The organism is Flavobacterium sp. NKUCC04_CG (assembly GCF_019345525.1).
Taxonomy (GTDB): Bacteria; Bacteroidota; Bacteroidia; order Flavobacteriales; family Flavobacteriaceae; genus Flavobacterium.
In genome coordinates, this window is the sequence record NZ_JAHKRA010000005.1 from 215,961 (window position 1) to 234,974 (window position 19,014).

Annotated in this window: 19 protein-coding genes and 1 other RNA gene; 11 read left to right on the top strand and 9 right to left on the bottom strand. The window is 35.1% G+C overall.

The genetic code is table 11. From position 1 onward, the window contains the following. Positions 1 to 22: 22 nt before the first annotated feature. The gene (locus KO524_RS06050) at positions 23 to 970 is read left to right on the top strand and encodes a LysR family transcriptional regulator (RefSeq protein WP_219291742.1); all 948 of its coding nucleotides are present in this window, start codon (positions 23 to 25) and stop codon (positions 968 to 970) included. An 80-nt stretch (positions 971 to 1,050) separates the two neighbouring features. Here the strand turns inward: KO524_RS06050 and KO524_RS06055 are convergent, their stop codons facing one another. The 4 genes from KO524_RS06055 to KO524_RS06070 all read right to left on the bottom strand — a co-directional run bounded on the left by KO524_RS06055 (position 1,051) and on the right by KO524_RS06070 (position 2,979). Continuing rightward, complete coding sequence (locus tag KO524_RS06055; protein ID WP_219291745.1) at positions 1,051 to 1,251, bottom strand: hypothetical protein; 201 nt, start codon at positions 1,249 to 1,251, stop codon at positions 1,051 to 1,053. A 110-nt stretch (positions 1,252 to 1,361) separates the two neighbouring features. Further along, on the bottom strand, positions 1,362 to 2,033 hold the full coding sequence (gene mnmD, locus KO524_RS06060; RefSeq protein WP_219291748.1) for a tRNA (5-methylaminomethyl-2-thiouridine)(34)-methyltransferase MnmD: 672 nt from the start codon (positions 2,031 to 2,033) through the stop codon (positions 1,362 to 1,364). Between the two features lie 2 nt (positions 2,034 to 2,035). Continuing rightward, on the bottom strand, positions 2,036 to 2,476 hold the full coding sequence (locus tag KO524_RS06065; RefSeq protein ID WP_219291751.1) for a hypothetical protein: 441 nt from the start codon (positions 2,474 to 2,476) through the stop codon (positions 2,036 to 2,038). Continuing rightward, positions 2,476 to 2,979, bottom strand: coding sequence for a DUF4920 domain-containing protein (locus KO524_RS06070; protein WP_219291756.1), 504 nt, complete (start codon positions 2,977 to 2,979; stop codon positions 2,476 to 2,478). Before KO524_RS06070 ends, KO524_RS06065 begins: the two co-directional genes overlap by 1 nt. Positions 2,980 to 3,244: 265 nt before the next feature. On the opposite strand from KO524_RS06070, the gene KO524_RS06075 reads away from it, so the two are divergent. Continuing rightward, the gene (locus KO524_RS06075) at positions 3,245 to 4,318 is read left to right on the top strand and encodes a branched-chain amino acid aminotransferase (protein ID WP_219291759.1); all 1,074 of its coding nucleotides are present in this window, start codon (positions 3,245 to 3,247) and stop codon (positions 4,316 to 4,318) included. Between the two features lie 87 nt (positions 4,319 to 4,405). Here the strand turns inward: KO524_RS06075 and KO524_RS06080 are convergent, their stop codons facing one another. After that, positions 4,406 to 5,197 carry a hypothetical protein gene (locus KO524_RS06080; RefSeq protein ID WP_219291762.1) on the bottom strand — a complete coding sequence of 264 codons (792 nt, stop codon included), beginning with the start codon at positions 5,195 to 5,197 and terminating at the stop codon, positions 4,406 to 4,408. 594 nt (positions 5,198 to 5,791) lie between these two features. Between KO524_RS06080 and KO524_RS06085 the strand changes: the two genes are divergently transcribed. Next, complete coding sequence (locus KO524_RS06085; protein ID WP_219291764.1) at positions 5,792 to 6,910, top strand: hypothetical protein; 1,119 nt, start codon at positions 5,792 to 5,794, stop codon at positions 6,908 to 6,910. A gap of 80 nt (positions 6,911 to 6,990) precedes the next feature. On the opposite strand, the gene kdsB is transcribed toward KO524_RS06085, so the two are convergent. Next, on the bottom strand, positions 6,991 to 7,734 hold the full coding sequence (gene kdsB / locus KO524_RS06090) for a 3-deoxy-manno-octulosonate cytidylyltransferase (RefSeq protein ID WP_219291767.1): 744 nt from the start codon (positions 7,732 to 7,734) through the stop codon (positions 6,991 to 6,993). Between the two features lie 45 nt (positions 7,735 to 7,779). Further along, positions 7,780 to 9,204 (bottom strand): ATP-dependent RecD-like DNA helicase, encoded by a 1,425-nt coding sequence (locus KO524_RS06095; protein WP_219291770.1) that lies wholly within the window; start codon positions 9,202 to 9,204, stop codon positions 7,780 to 7,782. Positions 9,205 to 9,333: 129 nt separating this feature from the next. On the opposite strand from KO524_RS06095, the gene KO524_RS06100 reads away from it, so the two are divergent. Together KO524_RS06100 and rsmD are read left to right on the top strand one after the other, a co-directional pair. Continuing rightward, positions 9,334 to 10,122 carry a DUF3822 family protein gene (locus KO524_RS06100; RefSeq protein WP_219291773.1) on the top strand — a complete coding sequence of 263 codons (789 nt, stop codon included), beginning with the start codon at positions 9,334 to 9,336 and terminating at the stop codon, positions 10,120 to 10,122. Continuing rightward, a complete protein-coding gene (gene rsmD, locus KO524_RS06105; RefSeq protein WP_219291776.1) occupies positions 10,119 to 10,700 on the top strand; it encodes a 16S rRNA (guanine(966)-N(2))-methyltransferase RsmD in 582 nt (193 codons plus the stop codon). Before KO524_RS06100 ends, rsmD begins: the two co-directional genes overlap by 4 nt. Here the strand turns inward: rsmD and rnpB are convergent. After that, an RNA gene (gene rnpB / locus KO524_RS06110) (RNase P RNA component class A) lies at positions 10,699 to 11,012 on the bottom strand. The genes rsmD and rnpB overlap by 2 nt on opposite strands. A gap of 527 nt (positions 11,013 to 11,539) precedes the next feature. Between rnpB and KO524_RS06115 the strand changes: the two genes are divergently transcribed. From KO524_RS06115 to KO524_RS06135, 5 genes are all read left to right on the top strand, one after another. After that, positions 11,540 to 14,680 carry a T9SS type A sorting domain-containing protein gene (locus tag KO524_RS06115; RefSeq protein WP_219291779.1) on the top strand — a complete coding sequence of 1,047 codons (3,141 nt, stop codon included), beginning with the start codon at positions 11,540 to 11,542 and terminating at the stop codon, positions 14,678 to 14,680. 236 nt (positions 14,681 to 14,916) lie between these two features. Next, positions 14,917 to 15,729, top strand: coding sequence for an N-acetylmuramic acid 6-phosphate etherase (gene murQ, locus KO524_RS06120; RefSeq protein ID WP_219291782.1), 813 nt, complete (start codon positions 14,917 to 14,919; stop codon positions 15,727 to 15,729). A 4-nt stretch (positions 15,730 to 15,733) separates the two neighbouring features. Further along, positions 15,734 to 15,967, top strand: a complete 234-nt coding sequence (locus KO524_RS06125) for a DUF6095 family protein (protein WP_219291784.1) — start codon at positions 15,734 to 15,736, stop codon at positions 15,965 to 15,967. Positions 15,968 to 15,993: 26 nt separating this feature from the next. After that, entirely contained in the window at positions 15,994 to 16,368 is a 375-nt protein-coding gene (locus KO524_RS06130) for a DNA topoisomerase IV (protein WP_219291787.1), read from the top strand. A 16-nt stretch (positions 16,369 to 16,384) separates the two neighbouring features. Next, a complete protein-coding gene (locus tag KO524_RS06135; protein ID WP_219291789.1) occupies positions 16,385 to 17,164 on the top strand; it encodes a TerC family protein in 780 nt (259 codons plus the stop codon). A 270-nt stretch (positions 17,165 to 17,434) separates the two neighbouring features. Here the strand turns inward: KO524_RS06135 and KO524_RS06140 are convergent, their stop codons facing one another. After that, positions 17,435 to 18,115 carry an RNA methyltransferase gene (locus KO524_RS06140; RefSeq protein WP_219291792.1) on the bottom strand — a complete coding sequence of 227 codons (681 nt, stop codon included), beginning with the start codon at positions 18,113 to 18,115 and terminating at the stop codon, positions 17,435 to 17,437. A 67-nt stretch (positions 18,116 to 18,182) separates the two neighbouring features. Here KO524_RS06140 and KO524_RS06145 point away from each other — a divergent pair, with 67 nt between their 5' ends. Then, positions 18,183 to 18,884, top strand: a complete 702-nt coding sequence (locus tag KO524_RS06145) for an NAD-dependent deacylase (protein WP_219291795.1) — start codon at positions 18,183 to 18,185, stop codon at positions 18,882 to 18,884. Positions 18,885 to 19,014: the final 130 nt, after the last annotated feature.

Below are 19,014 nucleotides of genomic sequence, written 5' to 3' on the forward strand. Positions count from 1 at the left end.
AATTCTTGCCATTTTATAACATATGACTATTACCCAACTTATCTATACCATTGCAGTTGCAGAATATAAGAATTTTACTTTAGCAGCAGAAAAGAGTTTCGTTTCCCAACCTACCTTAAGTATGCAAATACAAAAACTAGAAGAAGAGTTGGGAATTATAATATTTGACCGCACTACCAAACCTATTCAGCTTACTGAAGTAGGTGCAATTATAATAAAACAAGCACAAAAAATTGTCGAGGAGTCCAATCGAATTAAAGATATAGTTGATCAGCAAAAGGGCTTTATTGGTGGTGAATTTCGCGTGGGAATTATACCGACAATTACCCCTACTTTATTGCCGATGTTTTTAAAAACCTTTATCAAAAAACATCCGAAAGTCAATTTAATAGTTGAAGAATACAATACAGAAGAAATCATTCAGCGTTTGAGAAACGGCCAAATCGACGCTGCCATTGCCGCTACGCCATTAGAAGAGGCCGACATCAAGGAAGCCGTTTTATATTACGAACCCTTTGTAGGATACTTCCCAGAGCGCTTTAGACAGGGCATTTCCAAAAAAATAGATATTAACGATATCGACTTACATCATTTACTATTACTACAAGACGGTCACTGCTTTAGAAATGGGGTAATTAATCTGTGTAAAAACAACAGCCTGGACAACGAGCTTCCCTTTAAACTGGAGAGTGGTAGTTTTGAAACCCTTATAAAAATAGCCAATGAAGGTTTGGGTGTCACTTTGCTCCCTTATTTACATACCCTGGATTTGAAAGCTGAATACTTAATTAATTTAGTTGAATTTAAGGATCCTAAACCGGCCCGAGAAGTCAGTTTGATTTATCGTAAAAGTGAATTGAAAATTCAAATCATCGAAGCCTTACGAGAAACCATTCTAAGTGTAGTTCGAGGTGCTATTGCTTTTAGTGATATACAAATTATAAGTCCAAAACTGAATCGTAAATCATAAGTCACGATTTAAAACCAATATCAAACACCTTTCTTTACTCAAAAAAAAAACTCACCTAAAAGGTGAGTTTTATATTAATATTATTCGTTAATCAACAACAAACACTGTTGTAGTTCGGGTTTCCCCAAAGTGTATTTCTCTAACCATCTGGTTAATAAATCCAAATCGTAAGGCAACAATGATTTCATTGCTTTTTCTAACTCCTTACAAAATAATAACGGGTCAAAACTAACATTTTCTAATACCGTTTTTGTGTAATCAAACATTTGTCTTGCTTTCATATCTAACTTAACTAATTAAAGGGATATCGCTAGAGTAAATATAACACAATTCCTCAATACAAAATATGTAATTTTTGTTTTTTAAGAATATTTTATGAGTTAATAGCTGTTTATTTTGGTTTTTTATGAGCCCGTAGCATTTGTCTTTTACCTGGAGGCCCTGCCAAACGCTCTACTCTAAAGCCCACATTTCGCATGGCAACTTTAATAGGTCCTCTACAGGCATAAGTAACCAATATGCCTTGTGGTGTTAGAGCATCGTACATTTTTTTAAAAATTTGTTCCGACCACAATTCAGGCTGATAGGGATATCCAAAAGCATCGAAATAAATTAAATCATAGAATCCCGACTCTAACTGTACATCCTCAAAGAGTGCTTTAATTTTTTTTAATCTAAAGCCATCATTAATTTGCAATTCCACTTCCCAATCGTTTTGATGAAGTTGCTTAAAACAAGCTACTGCCTGCATATCATCTACTTGTTGAGGATAATTTAATACAGCTACTTCATCTTGAGTAATAGGAAATCCCTCAACGGCATGATACCTAACTGCCTTATGCTGTTTTTGCGTTTCTAAAGCCGTTAAGAAAGCGTTTAATCCCGTTCCAAAACCCATTTCTAGAATTGTAAATTCCGATTTTGACATTTGAGAAAATCCTTCTTTCAAATACACGTGATTGGCTTCTTGTATTGCACCAAAAACAGAATGATAGGTTTCTTGTAACTCTTCAACAAATATACTGCTAGAGCCGTCAGACGTAATAATTATTTTTCTATTCAAAATTACGGTATTAACAATTTTTTGATGCGCTCTATAGGTCCACCACATTTTACTTGATGGCAAGCAATACAGCTTTCTACCATAGCATTAAAATGTTGTTTTCTGTTTTGCGGTTCTTCATAAACCAAACGTTGTGCCCTTAAAAAAAGGTTTAATTGGGTAGTAAAAAACAAATCCCGGTCTGTAGGGTCTGTCAACGTAGCTTTTTCCAAATCCATATAATAAGAGGGCAAACTATCCGCTATGGCTTCATCAGCTAATATAGCCTTTTTTATACGCATATTATCCACATACATTTGTTCCATTAACAAGGCCATCTCTGACATTTCATAATGAATAAAAGTACTAGCTGCCTTAGGTTGCTCAAGCTGCTGTACATCCTTTTTTACTTCTTTACACGAAATACAAAACAAACACAAACCAAGAAAAAAAGCCGTTTTCATTATTTATTTATTTGAACTCCGTCGGCCATAAAACTATAAGTAATTTTGGGTTCCGTTATCGCAGCAATCTCTGCTTCTGTCTTACCACCATCTTTGGCATAATGTTTCAATTCATCAACAGACACCACATTGACATACGCTTTACCACTAACGATAACCTCGTGATCACCTGCATTCATCGGTACAAAAAAGCTATAATCTTTAAACTTTACAAAACTCTTTTGTCCCTCATCCAAACTAAGACTCATCCAACATCCTTTCTTCTGACAAACTTCTTCTATCTTCGACTTAAATTGTACAGCTAAAGTATCACCAGCTTTCATGTTTTTATATTTTTCCGACATTTCCACCTGTGTCAATACCGGTGTTTCCTTTATGGAATCTCCAAAAACCTCATAATTGATTTCGGTAGGAACTGCCTCTACTACGGTTTGGTCAATAGCTTTTTTACAGCTGGATAACACTAGTATTAAAACAGCGGAGAGAACTACTATTTTTTTCATCTTTTAAATCTTAAATTATTTTTCCAAATATACTTAAAAAACGGAAATACACGACAATAGGAGTATCTTCATGGCCATTAAAGGATTATCTGTAAATTTTATTTATAATTTTAAAAATATAATTAAAAATAATTGAATTCGAAAATAATTCAATGTATGGCGGCTTTTTGGAGATATTTTTGCTAAATTTGTAAAAGTAATTTTGCGAAAAAATAGGCAATAAACTGCTGTATTTTAGAAAAAAACAACACTTAAAAACATTATAATGAGTTTAAAAACAATCACAGATATTTCTATATCACAAGTAGAAAAATCGAAAATTGATACTTTTGATTTTGAAAATGTATCATTTGGTGGTGCCTTTACCGACCATATGCTCGTTTGTTCTTACAAGGACGGCGTATGGGGACAAGTTGAAATCAAACCTTATGGACCTATTCAATTAGATCCTTCTGCCCGTGTTTTCCATTATGGGCAAGCGATTTTTGAGGGAATGAAAGCATATAAAGATCAAAGCGAAGATGTGTGGTTGTTCCGCCCTGAAGAAAACTTCAATAGATTTAACAAATCAGCGGTACGTTTAGCTATGCCAGAAATTGATTCTGAGCGCTTTATCGGAGGTTTAAAAGCCTTATTAAACATTGAAAAAGACTGGGTTAAGCAAGGAAAAGGAAATTCTTTATACATCCGTCCTTTTATGATTGCTACAGAATCTGGAGTAATCGCAGGTCCTTCAAAAGAATTTTTATTCTGTATTTTATTATCCCCTGCAAAATCTTATTATGCTGGAAAAGTAAAAGTACAAATTGCCGAACATTATAGTCGTGCTGCCAATGGTGGTGTTGGAGCAGCAAAATGCTCTGGAAACTACGCGGCACAGTTCTACCCTACTCAATTAGCACAAAAAGAAGGATACCAACAGGTAATCTGGACCGATGATGCCACGCATACTAAATTGGAAGAAGCAGGTACAATGAATGTGTTTTTTAGAATTAACGACACCTTATTTACAGCACCAACTAGCGAACGTATCCTCGACGGTGTTACCAGAAAGAGTATCGTTGAATTAGCCAAACATATCGGTATCGATATTCAAGTTAAAACCGTTTTGGTTGACGAGATAATTGAAGCAGCTAAAAACGGTAGTTTAAAAGAAATTTTTGGCGCCGGTACTGCTGCAGTAGTAAGTCAAATTGAAGGCTTCGCTTTTCAAGACACTTATTACCCTTTAGCTGAATTAAAAGATAGCGAATCATATGCTCTTATTATTAAGGACAAGCTAACCGGTATTCAAAACAAAGCAGAAGAAGACCCGTTTAATTGGACAGAAAAAATCTAATTATAACACTTTCAACCTATATTCAAAAAGCCGTTTATAAATAAAATTATAAGCGGCTTTTTTATACGATATCATTTACCAAACTTTTTACGGCACTCTGTTCATTTCAATTATTAACTGTTGCGCATTGGTATACGAAGTAATATAATACTTCTCATTATTAAATTCAAAATACACGCTACTAGGAGTTCCTGTAGGTGAATTGGCAATAACCAGTTCTTGCGATTCTATGTTAAAAAGTACTTGCTCTCCAGTCAAGTCATAAACACCTGCATTTTGCCATAACGGATTATTAGTAGCATCGTAAGTATCATCAAAAAACCTCACTTTTATTTTGGACTTAATGACCACATTATTGTTGCTGTCTGTAATTTTAAAGTCAATCGTATAAACCTTTCCCCATTCATAAATTATACCCGGTTCTCCACTAGTTGTATTATTTGAAATATCAAATAAAGAAGCTTGCCATCCAATGGGTATCACAGGGCAATGCCCTCCATAATAATCAGTGCCATTTTGAGGCAGCAAAACGATAGGATCAGCAGCTACTGTGGTCAAATACTCTGTGTTTGTATTGCTAATAAAACTAGGTAAATAAGTGTGCATATCAAGTCCTCCCAAATAAAACAAGTCATCTTGACCATCAAAATAAGCTAAGCCTATATTCGCCGTGTACTCCAAAGTAAGGTCGTCCGTATGATTATAAAAAGTATACTGTATCATTTGAGCAGCACCATTGTAAGGCGAATCATAGCCTGCTGGATCATGTGTTTTAATACTGTTTTTTAATTGTAAATCCTGTTCCTGAACGGGAATCTCTTCTTTAGAACACGAATACAACAAACCAAGCAAAATTACAAGGGAAATTTTTTTAAACATAGCTATCTAATTATAAGTTAATATTAGCATAATATTACAAAATTAAACCATATAAAAGTTAATTATTTAAACAAATAAAACAATAGTAACATATGCACTTGGTAATATTACTAAAATTTCCCTATTTTTATACATATAATTACAAGGCGTAATCTGTAATGAAAAAGGCGATAAACACCGAAAAAATCTAATCTAACACTACCTAATCATTTGAATATTTGTCTTTGAAATTCATATAATTAGACTAATTTTGTGCAAATTAAAAAACTATGTTTACTCCAGGACAAATCAAATTTTCTATTTTCTTTGTCGTTGTTTTTATAATAGCAATGATTTATGTGTATAGAAAAGACTTACAACTGCATAAAACCTACTACAAAGGGAGTTTATGGGTCTTAATTGGCTTTATTGCATTTATATGTCTGCTTTTTGTATTAAAAACTACATTGAAATAGTAATATTTCACTACTTTTGATTACAAATTATCAAAATAAAACAAAACTTTATAGAATCCGTTGTTTTAGTCCGTTGCTCAGAGAGTAAGTCCGCTAGAGTCCAATTGAGGTTTTGGAAGTTTTCTAAATACAATCGACTATGAAAATACTTAAATATTTTTTACTCTTAGCCGTTTTAAGTGTAGTGGCCTTATTTGTATATATCGCCACCCAAAATGGTGCCTATACCGTAAAAAGATCCCTTTTTATCAATGCGCCACAAAGCACTGTTTACCACTATATCAACAATTTAAAAAGCTGGGAAGATTGGGCTCCGTGGGAGGAATTCAACCACGATAACATGGTATTTGATGCTACGGTTAAAGGTGATTCAGCAGGTTTTAGTTGGACAAGTAAAAATGGAAATGGCAGTATCAAAACGATAAAGGCCATTCCCAAAGACAGTCTTACTCAAAATCTTGTGGTCGATAAAAGCACTTCGATAATGGGCTGGAAGTTCAAAAGTGAATCCAAGGGTACTATGTTAACTTGGAGTGTAAAGGGAACCATGAATATCTGGATGAAAGTCACTTCCTTTTTTCAAGGAGGACCCGAATATATTATCGGTGAAAAATTGGACCGTGGTTTGGCTAATATCAAAAACTATTTCTCCAAAGAACTCAGTGAATTTACCGTTGATACTAAAGGTTTAGTAGTTCAAGGCGAAACCTATTATATCATGGAGAAAGGAACTGCTGACAATGAAAATCTAGCTGAAGAAATGGCCTTAATAGCGCAGAGTTTGATCGACTTTGTCAAGGATAATTCGCTAACCCTTAAAGGAAAGCCTTTTGCTATTATAGAACGCCATACGGCAACCGCAGATTCTGTGAGTTTTTCGATGTGTGTTCCTATAGCTGAAGAAATTTTTACTACTGAAGACAGTCAAGTACAAGGTCGTAAACAAGAAAGCTTTGTCAGTTTCAATACCGTTTTAAAAGGAGATTACTCACACTTAAAAACCGCTCTTGCAGACAGCAGAATGGCTATGGAGAAAGCCAATCAAGTAGAGAATTTTTCTAAGAATGTGATTTTAGTATTTGAAAAATCCATATTAGATACCCGTAAGCCATCGGAGTGGATTACCAGTATTCAAATGCCGTTGGATGATAAGGCTCCTGCTGCAGCCTTAACACGCTACAGTAACAAAGCTAGAAACGACAGCAACAACACCGTAAATGAAGTACCACAACCCGTTATGCCTACGCAACAACCTTAGGTAGTTTAGAACATAAAAAAAGACCGATTAAAATACAATTTAATCGGTCTTTTTTTATAACAGCTATTTACTGATTTAATTTATAAGTTTGGGTACTGCTCCAACAAGCGTTTTGCCTTTTCTAAATCTTCTATCGTATCTATACCAATCCCCACGTGATTGGTTATGGCCATTTTTATTTTTTTTCCGTATTCCAAATAACGCAACTGTTCCAATTTTTCAGAAGCCTCAAGGCTTTTCATTGGCAAAGTTGTAAATTCCAGTAAAGCTGCTTTTCTAAACGCATAAATACCAATATGCTGATAGTACTGAACACCCACCTCTTTATCACGGGGATAAGGGATTACCGATCTGGAAAAATATAAAGCCATTTGATTTTGATCTACAATGACCTTTACATTATTAGGATTTTCAATACTCTCCCAATCGTCTATAGGCACCATCAAAGAAGCCAAGTCAATTTCGCCAGCGATATCTTCCTTAAACACTGCTATAACCTTCTCTAAGTTATCCTTGTTTATAAACGGTTCGTCACCTTGAACATTGACCACGATATCTGCTTCTATTTCTTTTACAGCTTCCGCAATACGATCACTTCCACTTTCATGCTCTTTTATACTACGAACCACCTTTCCTCCATGAGATTGGATTTCTTCAAAAATCAAATCCGAATCAGTAACCACAAAAACATCGTCAAACAGAGCTGTAGCCACAGCCGCGTCATAGGTTCTACGAATAATGGTTTTACCTCCTAAATCTTGCATTAACTTTGCAGGAAAACGCGTAGAAGCATATCGGGCTGGAATTACGGCAATAATTTTCATAATTAAAAGCTATATATTGTTAACAATTTAAATAATAAATTCGATTTAATCTTCAAAAAACTCGTCTTTAAAACCAATTAAATACAATTTATCTTTGGCACGAGTCATGGCTGTATATAACCAACGAATATATTCTTTTGATATACCGTCTGGTAGATAAGGTTGTTCTATAAATACAGTATTCCATTGGCCTCCTTGTGATTTATGACAAGTAATGGCATAAGAAAACTTAACTTGTAAAGCATTAAAATACTCATTTTGCTTTACTTTCTGCAATTTTTTATATTTGGAATTTTCTTCCGGATAATCCAGCATCACTTCTTGATACAATCGATTAGACTCTTCATAAGTCAAAGCTGGAGATTCACTTTCAATGGTATCCAACAATAATATCGTATCAAAAGGAGCCATTTGTGGATAGTCGATCATCCGCACTTTAACCATCGCAAATTTAAACGAATATAATTCTTGTATCTTATGGATTTGTAGAATTTCAATAATATCCCCATTGGCTACAAAATCTGTAATCGTAGAATCTTTTAGCCAAAAATAGTTGTTCTTAACAACCATCATATAATCCCCTGGTGAAAGCTCACTCTCCTTATCTAGTATTCGAGTACGTATCTGTTCGTTATATTGATTCGCTCGTTTATTGGCTCTTACAATAAACGCCGTTTCCTCCGGCCCTTGTTTGTCGTAAGCTGTTAAAATAGCATCTTGGATATCTTGCCCGTCTTGCAATCGGACTATATCTTTAAAGCCTTTTAAGTAAAATTTAAACGTATCGAAAAACTGCGAATTCAACAAAGTGCGCAATTCAGTAGCATTGTATAAAATACCAGAATTTTCTTCCTGACGCATTACTTCATCCAATTCGATATGATCTACCTCCATTTGAAATCCCAGTGCTAATTGATCGATGTTTAGCGCGGGGCTAATATCCATGTGTACCGGCGGTAACTGAGCTGTGTCGCCAATTAAAATCAATTTGCAATTGCGTCCACTATATACATAATGAATCAAATCGTCTAATAAAGAACCGTTTTGATACAGGCTAGAATCGGTTGCCGTATCCGAAATCATCGAAGCCTCATCTACTATAAAAATAGTATTTCGCGCCTTATTAACCTGCATCGTAAATTGTACGCCATCACTCTTACCCTTTTTTGGATAATAAATCTTTTTGTGAATCGTAAAAGCTGGCAATTGGGAATAGTTAGCTATTACCTTTGCGGCACGGCCCGTTGGAGCCAACATTACAGCTGTCTTATTTACAAAATGCAACGCATTAACTACAGTGGATAGTAAGGTTGTTTTTCCTGTTCCGGCATAGCCCTTAAGTACAAAAAGCTCGTCTTGTTTACTGCTGGTTACGAAATGTGCGATTTTTTGAAAAAATATATCTTGTTTTAGGGTTGCTTCAAAGGGAAAATGATCCAAAAGCAAACGGTGAAACTTGGAGGGCGTCATTATAAATAGGTAAAAACGGATTAGTTTTCAAAGATACTAAGGATTTTGAACCCGAAAGGAATATCTTCCTTTAAAATTTGCTTAAATTTGTCGGGTGTTTCTAGCAGTAGTACCTCAAAATTATTCTCCATGAGTCATCCGAAAAATTACAGTCAATTAATCATACAGGTTTCCTTGCAAGAGTTTTCTTTTATCATAAAAGATTTACTCACTAAGAATACTTTGGAATTTCAACGCGAAAGTTTACAAACTACACTTCCGCTTGAAGTGCAATTAGAAGCTATTTTTAGTAAATATCAAAGTTTAGGCAACAATTATGAAGAAGTATTGGTACTGCATGACAATGCGCTGAATACCTTTGTACCTCAAGCTATTTTTGACGAAAATACGCTTGGCGCCTATTTACAATATTCAACTAAGGTTTTTTCAACTGATTTCTTCGCCTATGATGAAATGGATTTGTACCAAATGAATAACGTATATGTTCCCTATATATCGGTTAATAATTTTTTACTCGATAAGTTGGGTTCTTTTGTATATCAAAACATCAATACATCGCTAGTTTCGCATTTGCTAAGAGAAAATAGCAACAACAATGAAACGGTGGTATACGCCTATATACAAGATTCGCATTTTGAGTTAATCGTAATTAAAAACGATCAATTATTATTATTTAATTCATTTGAATACCAAACAGCCGAGGATTTTATCTACTATATATTATTTGTATATGAACAACTGGAATTAAATCCAGATCAGCAATCCTTAGTACTATTGGGAGCTATTACAGCAGAATCGCCATGTTATCACATGGCTTATAAATACATTCGAGAGGTTTCTTTTAAACCGCTACAAACCTTATTAGAAAACACGACAACCCAAAATTTTAATTCATATTATATCCTATTTCAATCATGAGAATTATTTCCGGACAACACAAAGGTAGAAGAATTACTGCGCCCAAAAATTTACCCGTTCGTCCCACTACTGATTTGAGTAAAGAATCACTATTTAACGTACTCAACAACCATTTTAACTTACATGAATTAAAAGTATTGGATTTATTCTCTGGTACAGGTAACATCAGTTATGAATTTGCATCTCGCGGAGCCGGTCCAATCATAAGTGTTGACGGTGATTTTGGCTGTGTCAATTTTATCAAGAAAACGGCTAAGGAATTGGATTTGGATATTACGGCATTAAAATCAGACGTTATTAAGTTTCTTGAAAAACACAAAGCGTCTTACGATTTGGTTTTTGCCGACCCTCCTTACGAATTTACTTTGGAGAAATTTGAAAGTATCGTTCAATTGGTTTTTGCTAATAACATTTTAGACCCTGAAGGTATGTTGGTGGTAGAACACTCTAAATACACCGATTTAAAACACTTAGACAACTATTCTTTTCAAAAGAATTATGGTGGTTCTGTGTTTTCGTTTTTTGAATTTCAAACGGAAGAAGAAATCGAAACCATTTCAAGCGGTGAAGAAGAATAAAAAAAGCAGACCTATAAGCCGGATTCTGTATGCGAAAAACGCATCCCTATCATTTATCTAGGCTATCAATTACTCGATAGCTCCATCTGCCTACCCCTAAAACATCGGGCGAGTAGCCCTCAAGCGTTAAATATACATGGCATTTCACCGCATAGAGTTTACCTGGTTTCACTACAGCATTACCTGTACATACTTTCTGTTGCACTTGTCCTCTTAGAAAATTTCTAATGACGGGTGTTACCCGCTATGCTACTCTGTGGTGTCCGGACTTTCCTCTAATTCTTACGAACTAGCGATAGGGCAGTCTGCTTGCTGCAAAAGTAGTTTATTCTAGACGATATTAAGCTATAAAAAAACAAAAGAAACTAATTAATTCATTCCCTTCCTACTACAGCTCTCCTCTATACACTTTTGACTTTTTAAACAACACTTTTTTTGCTTTCATTTTCCTTAACAGGGCTACGGAAATGCTAGTCAAAAATTTCGATTACTGATTATTTTGTTAAGTTCATTTTATTAGAATGTCTTAATTCTAAGCATAAATAATTATTCGCAAACTATCCCACTAAACACAGTAAATTGTTTAAAAGGTTTTGAAATATTAAATTACATAAAAAAGGTTAATTGTAATTTATGTTAATTGTAGCAATATTATGAAATAGTTATTTTCCTCAGAAATAGAGAGAATTCTTCATTATATTTTATTTATAAATCTAAAATCATAATAAAAGAAAAAATTAATTAGTTTATAATAAAATAAATAGATAAGTTTATTTTAATTATTTATGATAAAATAACAAATAACAAAATTTATTTTAAATCTTTAATTTTATTTATTTATGAAAAAAATTATATTATCTGTGTTTTTACTGGTCTGCAGCTACTTTACTTATGGGCAGGACGAATACAACGAACAAGAAGACGGAAGAATAATAGGTCGAGAATGGGCAGCAGATATCGGCCAATATTTTCGTCATTTAGAAACCAATCGCATTCCTCATGGAATTTTATTAGATTATGCCATGGAGTTTACCGATATTTCTATTTACAATGGGAAAGATGAAAACATATATGAGAACAACAATAAGGCAGAAGTCGATATTGGCGTTTTTAGCGATATTTATAAGACCTTACAAATGGGTAGAATCCATCCTAGTACTCAGGAACATTTTGTCGAAATGGAAAAAATAGCAAATATCTGGGGAAATTTTAGAAAAATACATAATCAAGAAGAGAACACTACTCTAGTACTGTCAGGGCTATATTACAAGTATTCAAAAATAAGTCAAAGAGCATTAGATACCGGTCTATTACACTCAGAAATGTATTATCAAGATGTTTATGTAGATAATGTATGGCAAAATCCTTACGAAGAAGAAAGTACTATCGCAATAACTCCTCCTATTCAAATCATAGATACCAATCAATTCGAAGTGCTTTTTCCCAGGGAACTACTTTATGGAAATGCGTTAGAAGAAATTGAGCGGATTGAAATTGATTTCAGTGATGGCAATGGACCTCAGAACCTGCCTTTTAATGAACCTATTACAGTGAATTATGAAGAAGATGGTACTTACACTTGGGTCTTTAGAACCTTTCTTAACGATGGAAGAATATTGACCTCAATTACAAAAATGCTAAAAAAGCTTTCGCAAAAGGCACCAGAAAATCATTACATCAGTAATGGTAAACATAGTGCTTGGATTAGAACAAAGACATCCGCAAATCATCAAGGTAGAATTTTAAAACCATTTATTATAGCTGAAGGTTTTGACCCTAATAGCGTACTAACTCCTGAAAAACACGGAGGTTCCCTTACATTGTCAGATTTTACAGAATCGCTTAATTCAACAAGTGAACTAAGAGAAATCTTAACCGATTCTGATTCTGCCGAATACGATTTAATCTATATCGATTGGATTAATGGCGTCGGAGATATCAGAGAAAATGCAAAAACATTACAAAAAGTCATCACTTGGGTCAATAATCAAAAAAGCAGAAACGGAAGCACTGAGCAAAATGTTCTTCTCGGTCAGAGTATGGGTGGATTAATTAGCAGATATAGTTTGGCAAAAATGGAACAACAAAACAAAAAACACGATGTTCGGCTTTTTGTCATGCATGATTCTCCACTCCAAGGTTCAAACACCCCTCTTAGTATTCAATATTTGAGCCGTCATGCTTTATCAGTATACACCAGTAATCCTCTAGCAGTAACTGTAGGAGAAGTACTAATACCTTTTATTCAAACCATAGGTAGCCTTTTTGATAGTGATTTCTTAGCAGACTACACAAGCCCTAATGCAGCCCTAACCTTACAAGATACACCAGCAGCAATGCAAATGAATAAGTATTATGTAACCCTTCGTAAGCAAGCTACAGAACAACCACACATTCAATGGCAAAACGAATTTGATCAAGTCGGTTACCCTACTCAATCAAGAAATATTGCTATAAGTAATGGAAATCAATGTGGTATAGGTCAAGGATTTAGTGGCCGTGATAAGTTAGTATCTATACACGGATCCGAAAGTAGTGGTAATGATCGTCTTCGAAAAGCCATTTTTAATTTAGCTGTTTCCGCTTGGGGCTTTACTTCCAATAATCCCATTTTAGGATTCATAGGTCATGTTCCTGGGTCTTCTAAAGTTAATTACGATTTCGATGTGTTAGCAAATCCAGAAACATGGGATAGCAATAGAGAAATCTATTACGGAAAAATACGCTATCATAAAAAAATAATTCGTGCATTTGGATTAAATTTTACTGTTTCGACAAATATTACTTCTCAGTCAAACAGCATTTCATCAAGCTATTTACCCATGGAGACTTATGCTGGCGGTTACAATAATATAGAAAATGCAGTTGGATCCTTTTCAGATTTTATCGACGGATCCTTCCCTAATCCAAAGCACAATTTCATACCAATTGTAAGTGCTTTAGACATTAGAAAACAAAATGGCGCTTTAAATGACCAAGACTATAGAGCCTCCTACCCTACTATAGCTACTCTAACCAATGGTTATTATACACCCTTAAAAAACTACATTTCTGAAACAGAAAAAAATGCTCGTCATATTAGCTTTAATTCAAAAAATGGAAGTTGGTTACGTGAAGAATTAAATGGAAATAGCGCGGATTTACCTGATTGCAGTTTTCTTTGCACAGGTTTAAATGCTCCAAAAATTGGAGGAACTAATTTAATTTGCAACTCTGAAATATTTACATCCCCTACTATTTCTGAAATTTACAATTGGCAAATTGTAGAAGGATCAAATATTGTTACTATGAGTGGTCAGGGAAGTTCTCAAATAACCTTGACACGAAAAAACAACTTAAATGGGCAAATAAAAATCCAATTAACACTTAGAACCGCAATCTGTGGAGAAACGACAATCTATAAAGATGTTTGGGTTGGAAAACCAGTATTTACTTTCGAGTCCACTTTACGCACAGAAACCATGGCGAAAACCAAGTTGGTTTTTACAGGAAATGTATCACAAAATGTAAATTCCATTTCTTGGGAAAAAATTTCCGAAAACTCGTTTTGTCCAATTAACTTCTATGGAAGTGGTATGAATGCCACTGCACATGGTAGTTGTTACAATTGGTCTACGAATTTTAAAGTTAGTGTAACAAATGCTTGTGGCACCACTGTCATAAATTCCAGTTTGGTACCACTTCCTTCTAGTAAACCCAATAATCCTGGCAATTATCCACAATACAGAGTAATGCCTACCGAAAATGAAAACACCTATGAAGTAACCAAACTATATGTTGATAAATATGAAAATGTATCCTATATACCTATTGATAAAAACAACAGAGTTACTATGGCTGTATATAATTTAAGCAGTCAATTACTGATACGATCAAATACCAGTACTATAAATATTTCTACACTTCTTAAAGGAATTTATTTAATTACAGCAATAGTTAATGAAAAAGAATTCTTAGAACTAAAAATCATTAAGAACTAAGAGATATTCATTATGTTTTTACAGGTTACTTCGATATACTGAAGTAACCTGTTTTATTAAAATAAATCCCTTCTCTCTTTACGCAATACTTTGTCTGGAAAACATCTAAAAAATATTTATGCTTTTCAAAATTTCCAATTGTAATAAGCCTTTTGAATAGCGAGCCTTTCCATAATAATTAAACCGAAGATTGCAAAAAATATGTAACTTTGTGTGGTTCCCATATCAGCCTTTTTATGAGCTTTATCAAAACTACCGAGCAGGATTCTGCTTATAACCATTTAGAAAAAATGTCTATTACAGAAGTATTGACTCACATCAATACCGAAGACAAAACCGTGCCTCTGGCTGTCGAACGCGCTTTACCACAAATAGAGCTCGTCGTACAACAAGTGGTGGAAAAACTTAAAAAAGGTGGACGCCTTTTTTATATGGGAGCAGGAACTTCGGGAAGAATGGGCATACTAGATGCCTCCGAATGTCCCCCTACTTTTGGTGTTGATAACAATCTCGTTATCGGTATTATAGCCGGTGGTGATCAAGCCATTAGAAATGCGGTCGAAAACGCTGAAGACCACCCGCAACAAGGTTGGTTAGACCTCTTACAATTTCAAATCAACAACAACGACATCGTTATCGGTATTGCCGCTTCAGGTACTACACCCTACGTAATAGAAGCTTTAAAAAAATGTAAGGAACATCAAATAACCACTGCTTGTATTACTTCCAATGCTGCCAGCCCCCTAACCCTAGTAGCCAATTACCCCATAGAAGTTGTTGTTGGCCCTGAATTGATTAGCGGTAGCTCCCGTATGAAAGCAGGTACGGCTCAAAAACTGGTTCTCAACATGATTTCTACGACTACCATGATTCAATTGGGAAAAGTAAAAGGCAATAAAATGGTCGATATGAAAATGACCAACGCCAAACTGATTCAAAGAGGTATTCAAATAATCAGTAGTACCCTAAATATAAGTACAGCAGAGGCAACGGAACTATTAGATCAACATCAAACGGTTCGCCAAGCAATCGAACATTATAAATCTTAATAAAATGGAGCAACAACATCACACCAATAGGAGATTTTTAGTAAAAGGTATTAAATACCTAGCTGTGACCCTTCCCCTAATGTTTATGGGACCCGTTGTCATCAACAGTGCCTTTAAAAACCCCAATCACCCTCTTTACTATTTTGTATTGGGATTGGGTATATTTATGTGTATTACCTCTATGATTCTCTTCTTTAAAGGAATACAAACATTAATGAAATCCCTATTCGGTAAATAATTTAAGAATTTAAATCAACATATATCATGAGAAAGCTTTTTTTTATACCTTTAACACTTGTTTTGGTGTCCTGTTATCAACAAGAACGCAATTGTAAAGATTTTAAAACGGGAACGTTTGTCTTTGAAACAGAAATTGAAGGAGTTAAAAAAACATCCCGATTTGTGAGAAACGACAGTATTGAAATCGAAACTTTTGAAGGTCAAGTTGATACCTCAAGTATTCGTTGGATTAACGATTGTGAATACGTCTTGCAAAAAATTAATCCTAAAAATAGAGCCGAACAAAAAGCGGTTAGCATGAAAATCATTACCACTCAGGGCAAAACCTACACATTTGAGTACGGGATAGTCGGAGACGCAAAAAAACAACGCGGAGTTATCGAAAAGGTTTCCGAATAATCTATTAAAAACGAATATGGAAGTATTATTATCCGCAGATGCCATCGTGGCATTTTTAACTTTGACTTTCCTTGAAATTATTCTCGGAATAGACAACATTATCTTTATTTCCATCGTTACGGGAAAACTACCCGAGGAACAACGTAAAAGAGCTACTCGAATCGGGTTGTTTTTAGCGATGTTTATGCGAATTGGACTACTTTTTGGCGTCAGCTATCTGATCGCTATGAAAGAACCCTTTTTAAGTGTTGATTGGGGATGGTTTACAGCAGATTTTAACGGCCAAGCCTTAATTTTATTAGCTGGTGGTATTTTCTTAATCTACAAATCTACTAAGGAAATCCACGAAAAAGTGAGTCATATCGAACATCACGACTCGCCTATAGATACCAAAAAATTGATTCATAAATCATTTGGAAACATCTTGTTTCAAATTTTAATGATCGATATTATCTTTTCCGTTGACAGTATACTTACCGCTGTAGGAATGACTAACGGAGTCGAAGGAGCACTTTATATTATGATTGCAGCTGTAGTAGTTTCTGTTGGAGTCATGATGATTTTTGCAGTTCCAGTAGGAAACTTTGTCAATAAGAATCCTTCTATACAAATTTTAGCCTTGTCGTTCTTAATTCTGATCGGATTTATGTTAACCACAGAAAGCATGCACCTTTCACATGCCGTATTAGCCGGTCAAGAAGTCGGAGCCGTACCTAAAGGCTATCTCTATTTTGCCATTGCATTCTCCTTGGCTGTAGAGTTTATCAATATGAAAATGAGAAAGAAAACCAAATAATAATTAAAGGCTGTCTATTAGACAGCCTTTTTTGTTTTAAAGACATAATCATTTCACCCCTACGGGGTTCTACAATCGTTTCACCCCTATGGGGTTCTACAATCGTTTTACCCCTATGGGGTTTTACAAAACGCCCTATAGTTTTCTGTAGAGCAATAAAAGCCTCGTATTAAAATCAATATGATAAGCGATTTTTGAATAAAAATAACGTTCAAAATAAATGCTGTCACAATCTATGATACAGCCTCTATTTTAATAACCATACTGCGATTATCTATTTAACTGTAAAAATCGTTCTGTGATATTATCGATATCCTTAATGGTTTTGCGGGTCCAATCAATTCTCTTTTCAAGTACCTCCGATTCACTCAATTGCCACGAAATATCCGAATTACGCAATCGCGTAGTGATATCTTGAATAACAATGGCAGCGGATACCGAAATATTTAGACTCTCCGTAAAACCTACCATAGGGATTTTTATATAACTATCGGCTTGATTGATAATTTCGTCAGATAAACCCGAACGCTCCGTACCAAAAAATAAAGCTGCCGGTTTAGAAATATCAAAATTCTCCAATAAACTCGAATCGGCATGTGGTGTAGTTGCAACAATTTGATAACCTTGTAAACGCAAATTATCTATACAATGCTGACTGGAATTATGTCGGTGAATATCTACCCACTTCTCTGCTCCCATTGCGATTTCTTTGTCGATGGTTTTACCCATATTGGCTTCAATAACATGCAGCTCTTGCAAACCAAAAACTTCACAACTGCGCATCACAGCACTGGTGTTATGCAATTGAAAGAGATCTTCGGTAACTATGGTGAAATGTTTGGTTCTCTTTTTTAAAACTTCTAAAAAACCTTGTTTGCGATTGTCGGTAATAAAATCTTCTAAATAGTTTAGATATTCAATATTTTGAAATAGTTTGTTGGTGGAAATCATTATTTATTATTAACTTACTTAAAAGAACAAAGATAACCACACTGCAATACGTTTACAATAAAAAGATATGGAAAAAAAATTAGTTGTGCTTTCTGGCGCTGGAATGAGTGCCGAGAGTGGTATTAATACCTTTAGAGATGCCGGTGGACTATGGGAAGGCCATGATGTGATGGAAGTAGCCTCACCCGAAGGATGGCATAAAAACCCCGAATTGGTTTTGGACTTTTACAACCAACGCCGCAAACAACTACTGGAAGCAAAACCTAATCTTGGTCACCAAATCTTAGCCGATTTACAAAATGATTTTAAAATGACCATCATTACCCAAAACGTCGATGATTTACATGAACGCGCCGGTAGCCAAAACGTCATCCATCTGCACGGGGAACTTTTAAAAGTTCGCAGTTTACAAACACCCGAACTGGTTTTAGATTGGACTACAGATCTAAAAAGCAGTGATCGTAATGAACAAGGAGACGCCTTACGCCCCCATATTGTTTGGTTCGGCGAAGCCGTACCCGAAATGGAACGCGCTATCAATGTGGTAAAGGAAGCCGATTTTGTAATTGTAATTGGAACATCACTACAAGTCTATCCCGCTGCATCTCTCATGGACTACGCCTCCGACCTGGCTGTAGTCTATTATATCGATCCCAATCCTGCCCCCGTTGCAGCCACATACCAACATCTAAAAATCATTCCAGAAAAAGCCGGAAGAGGCCTCCAAATGATTAAAGAAGAATTGATTAATTGGGGACAAATAGTTTGATGCGCGGATAGGCTGATGGGCAGATACGCAGATACGCAGATACGCAGATACGCAGATACGCAGATACGCAGATACGCAGATACGCAGATACGCAGATACGCAGATACGCAGATACGCAGATACGCAGATA